Annotated in this window: 3 protein-coding genes; all 3 read right to left on the reverse strand. The window is 31.5% G+C overall.

Translation table 11 applies throughout. The features are described from left to right. Nucleotides 1–363: 363 nt before the first annotated feature. Genes Q0W04_RS10400 through Q0W04_RS10410 form a run of 3 tightly spaced genes read right to left on the reverse strand, consistent with a single transcriptional unit; the run spans nucleotide 364 to nucleotide 4198 of the window. Nucleotides 364–1236 carry a nitrogenase iron protein NifH gene (locus Q0W04_RS10400; RefSeq protein WP_298503014.1) on the reverse strand — a complete coding sequence of 291 codons (873 nt, stop codon included), beginning with the start codon at nucleotides 1234–1236 and terminating at the stop codon, nucleotides 364–366. A gap of 21 nt (nucleotides 1237–1257) precedes the next feature. Next, nucleotides 1258–2628: a nitrogenase component 1 gene (locus Q0W04_RS10405; protein ID WP_298503016.1), complete on the reverse strand. Its 1371-nt coding sequence runs from the start codon at nucleotides 2626–2628 to the stop codon at nucleotides 1258–1260. A 16-nt stretch (nucleotides 2629–2644) separates the two neighbouring features. Beyond that, a complete protein-coding gene (locus Q0W04_RS10410) occupies nucleotides 2645–4198 on the reverse strand; it encodes a nitrogenase component 1 (RefSeq protein WP_298503018.1) in 1554 nt (517 codons plus the stop codon). Nucleotides 4199–5032 lie beyond the last annotated feature (834 nt).

Below are 5032 nucleotides of genomic sequence, written 5' to 3' on the forward strand. Positions count from 1 at the left end.
TATAATAAAGTTATAAAAAATTGAAATTAAAAAATGATTTTTGGCGGATACCCTTTAATGCAGAAAAATGGAATTTAAAGTAATACTTAATCGCAATATTGTTTGACTTTTGAATTATTGTATTTAATTGATAATTTCAATGAGGTTATCAAATTAGATATTAAATTGCATATTCAGTATTTTCTACTTTTCATTGTGGATATTAAAGATAGTGATATTGTAAAAGAAGTTTCAGAATCTAGTAATATTGATTCACAACAAATATTATTTTAATTTATCTTAATGGTTGGAAGAATACCACGACTTCTGCAAGCCGTGGTAGTTCAACTAAATCAAGGAGACCTATGTTAGTGTTTGAGTAGATTATATTCCAGAGCTTCCCTCTTGAATATTGTCTTTTTCAATCTTTTTATTTAATAATAATTTATTAATCCAACCTGATGCCCAGTCAGCTAAATCATCATTTTCGAAAGGAGTTGGTAAAAACTTGTTTTTATTGTCAATCACCATTCTAGCAAGATTTCGGTAAACTTCTGCTTGTTCAGAGTCAGGTGCTCCTTCAATTGTTGTCACACCATCTAATTCACAGCGTGTTACTGTAGGTGATCTTGGAACAAACTGAATTACATCACTATCAGTTTTGTCTGTAAAATCTTTAATCATATCTTCTTGGAGGGAAGATTTAATGGAATTTCCAATAACACCACCCAATAATGCACCGCCGTTGTTTGAATATTTTAATATTCCTTTGAATAAATTATTGACAGCATAAATGGCCATGTAATCAGATGAAGTTACAGTATATACCTGGTCAGCAATTCCTTTACGAATAGGCATTGCAAATCCACCGCACACAACATCTCCTAAAACATCATAAATGATAATATCCGGGTCATATTCGTCAATGATGCCGTTTGTATTTAATAGTTCAATTGCTGCAATAATTCCTCTGCCGGCACATCCTACACCTGGTTCGGGGCCTCCTGCTTCAATACAGTATATGCCATTATATCCCTCATGAACAAGTTCATCTAAATCGCTGGATCTTTTCCTTACTGTATCTAATACTGTTGGAATGGATTTGCCTTTTCTTAATGTTGTTGTTGAGTCGTTTTTAGGATCACAACCTATTTGCATTACACTATACCCCAAATCTGATAATGCTGCTGATAAATTTGAAGTTGTTGTTGACTTTCCGATACCACCTTTTCCATAAATTGCTATTTGTTTTGGCATAATTTATCACCTCTATTTTTTTTATAATGGTCCTACATATGAACTTACAATATCTTCAACTAATGTTAATCCTCCGTCATATCCCGCATAATGTTTTACAAGAACAGATTTGTTATATATCGGATATGAAATTGGGATATGCAAAGCATTATAATCTTCTATTGATGTTGGAGATTCAATTGAACTTGAAAATAGGAATAAAAATGGCCTATCTTCAAGGTTTTTCCTGATTTTATATGTATCTGCTTCAAATACTACATCAGGTTCAACTACTGTATCTAAATTATTTTTAATTTCGTCCAATATTTCTTTTCTAACTTCAACAGGAGGATTATCAGTAATCTGGATGATGTCTGGTAAGTATCCTAATTCATTTGCTAAAAATTTAGTAAATCCAATTGCATAGCTACTTTCAGCAGCGACTGCATAGAATGAATTCGGACGTACCAATATGATTGCATCACCAGGATATTCCATCAATCTATAGTTCCAGTCTTCTTTTTCATTGATAAATTCCTCAATAGTTTCGCTTGGAATGGATAATTTATCACCAATCACTCTCAGGAATTCTCCAGTTTGTTTTGCTCCGATAGGAACATTTGGAAACTTAATGAATGGAGTTCCATATTTTTCTTTTAATTTTTCAGCTGCTCGAACACCTAACCATGGGTTTACTACAATATTGTATTCGGCTGAAGGAATTTTGTTAATATGGTCTAAACCATTTTTTTGAGAAAAGATGATGTTGGTTTTGATACCTATTGACTCTAAAAGTGTTTTTATTGTTAATAAATCTCCTTTCCAGTAAACATGGTTATACGGAACAATTCCGAAAATATTTACAGTTTTTTCTTCAATATCTCCAGCTTCATCAGGTAATAATTGGTCAATTATCGCATCCCAAAATAAATTATACCCTTCCAATGAATTTGCTTTAAATCCAGGTGCATTAACGTGAATTACGGCTGCTTTATCGCTAAATTCATCAACTACTGTGTCAACATCATCACCAATTAATGATGGAACACAACCTGAAGTCACGACAAATAAATCATCGTTTGCTATTTCAATTGTGGATTCAATTAAATTTCTAAGTTTTTCTTCACCGCCTAAAATTACATGTTCTTCAACCAAACATGAACACGGAGTACTTGTTCCTCCTTCATTTCCTCCTGCTGACTCTCCGCCGGCGTATAATGTTCCAAATAATTGGCCAACACCACATCCGGCGCCGGAATGCAATATTGGAATGCCTCCTCTAATGCCTAATGTAGTACCATAAACACCAGCTAAAGCACAACTATATCTTGGTGCTTCAACTGAATTTGTTTCAAAATTTTCAATATTAGTTAATATTCCAGTTTCATTGTTTAATGTGTTTTTACAAGTCAAATAAACACCTCCGAGATTATTTTCCTTCATTTAGGTAGTATAATGGATTGTCTTGTTCATACCACCAATCTTTATAACTTTTTTCTGTTTTTTCCGCTAGAGTCTTGTGATAAGATTTGTTTTTAAATGCATGTAACAAGAAGTTACCGAATGCTATTGCACCAGCATAACCTGATTGGGCGCTTGTAGGTTCAGGGTCACCTCTTAAAGAGTGAATTCTAGTTACATTATTGTCTCTTTCCCATGTCCCTCCTTGGAATGGACAAGTTAATGTTAAATCCGGATCCAGATTAGTTGTTACATTAGCTTGTTCTGCAGCTTGGAATGTATTGACCATTATTTGGAAATCCCCATTATTTTCAATAATCTCTTCCAGTTCGTCTATTAATAAATCATCAAAATCCTGAGCCATTGCAGCAGGTGTTGCCAAGCCTAATTCATCAAAGTAAGGCATTTGGGAAACTAATCTGCCTTGACCAAGTGAACCTAAAACTGTTGGTTTTTTTCCATTTTTCCTTAATTTAATAAATTCTCCTTTAATAGCATCTAGTTTAGGAACCCATATTTTATGTTCCTCTTCGATAAGTTTTTCAACTTCATCTTCTTTTCCGGTATATTTAGCTATATTTCTTAACCATTCATCAGTATTGGAAATACCTGTTGGGGAAGGATACAAGAAATATGGTACGCCATATTTTTGCTCTAATCCACGAGATAAATAATCTGTATATGTTGGACAGATTGGAGCTGTTACTGCTGCTTCAGACAATTGTTCAAAGTCAGAAACTGTTGCAAATTCGGGGATGAAGTTAACTCTAAGCCCTATTTTGCCGAGTAATCTTTTTATTTCAAGTCTATCTTGCCAAGTATATGATAGCATACTTGCAACATTAACAAGATCTTCCTGTTTTTTTTCAGGTTCTTTAACAAGATATTTTAAGATTGCGTGCCAAAATGCATCGTAACCGGTTTGTACTAATCTGCTTCTAATCCCTTCACAATGAATAGGTACAATTTTAGCATTTACATCATTTTGAACTTCGTCTACTGTTCCCTCAATATCTTCACCAATGATTCCTGTAGTACAGGATGTTAAGATAAATATTGCTTGAGGGTTGTATCTTTCTTCTGCTTTTAAAATTGCATCTCTAAGTTTTTCTGATGCTCCATATACAACATCATCCTGCTGTAGATTGGTAGTCATCCAGGCAGAATTATATTCATTTGTTCTGCCTAATGATTCCGGAACTCCACGATATAATTCTCTGTAACCTAAAGAACCTGCAGAGCATCCAACAGGAGCATTAAATATTGTCACTGCATCACGAATAGTAGTTACCCTATTTGAAAGATAAAAATTTAACACACAACCTCCTGACTGTTGGAATTTTCTATCAGGAATTTTTATGTTTCTTTGCTTTGCATCATTTAACAATTCAGATGCCTTACCATAATATACATTAGTACCATTAGCTCTTTGTTCTCGATTAGGACATGTATCTTTGTTTAAATCAAGTATTCTTTTAATTTTGTTTCTTTTACATGATCCATTTCCATGTTTATTAACCATATTTTTCACCATACGATATTAATATAACAATTGTTATATAATATTGCAAAATAAACAATCTCACAAACAATTGTTGAAAGTATAATTAAACTCCTCATAATAGTTTAATTGAAAATTTTCCTAATTAATTAAAAATTTTTTTATTTTCGGCTGCAAAAATAATTATTATTTAATTAAAAGGATAACAAATCTTTATTTAAAGATTGAAATTAACAATAGCATTCAAATTATAAAATATTACATACACATGAATAAAGGCATACACATGTGATAATATTTTTGTTCCATTGGTTTACATCTACACATAATTTCACCTTCTTTCATATTATTTAATTTTTTATAACTATTGTTATAGAAATAGTCTGGTAGCCTAATATATTATTATCTTAGTATTTAAATGTTTCCATAAGAATTCATGCACCGAAACTTAAATAATTTTTTCCAGATTTTTTTAATATTCTCTCCCTTTTAATAACAATGTTATAATTTTGTTTGATGCAGAATCAAAATTTTTATTAATAAAAAGAACAATAAGTATTTATTGTAAGAATAATCTAGAATTCTTTTATTACTAGTGTTTCTATTGGTTATACTTGTATTTTAGAATTTTATATTGTTCTTTTTAGTATTTTTGTTAAGATCAGTGCTTTTTATCTGTGAAAATTTAGCACTTTAATCTTTTTTTGAAACCAGTATCTCGAATTGTGGAATTTGATAGTTCAAAATATGTATTTCGAGTGCTTCATTTTAAATATAGTTAAATATTACTTCAAATAAATAGGTGCTGTCCACTATTTAAATTTAACCTTGATTTTGAGCTTATTTAAATATGAT

The organism is uncultured Methanobrevibacter sp., assembly GCF_947170395.1.
In the GTDB taxonomy this organism is placed as follows: Archaea; Methanobacteriota; Methanobacteria; order Methanobacteriales; family Methanobacteriaceae; genus Methanocatella.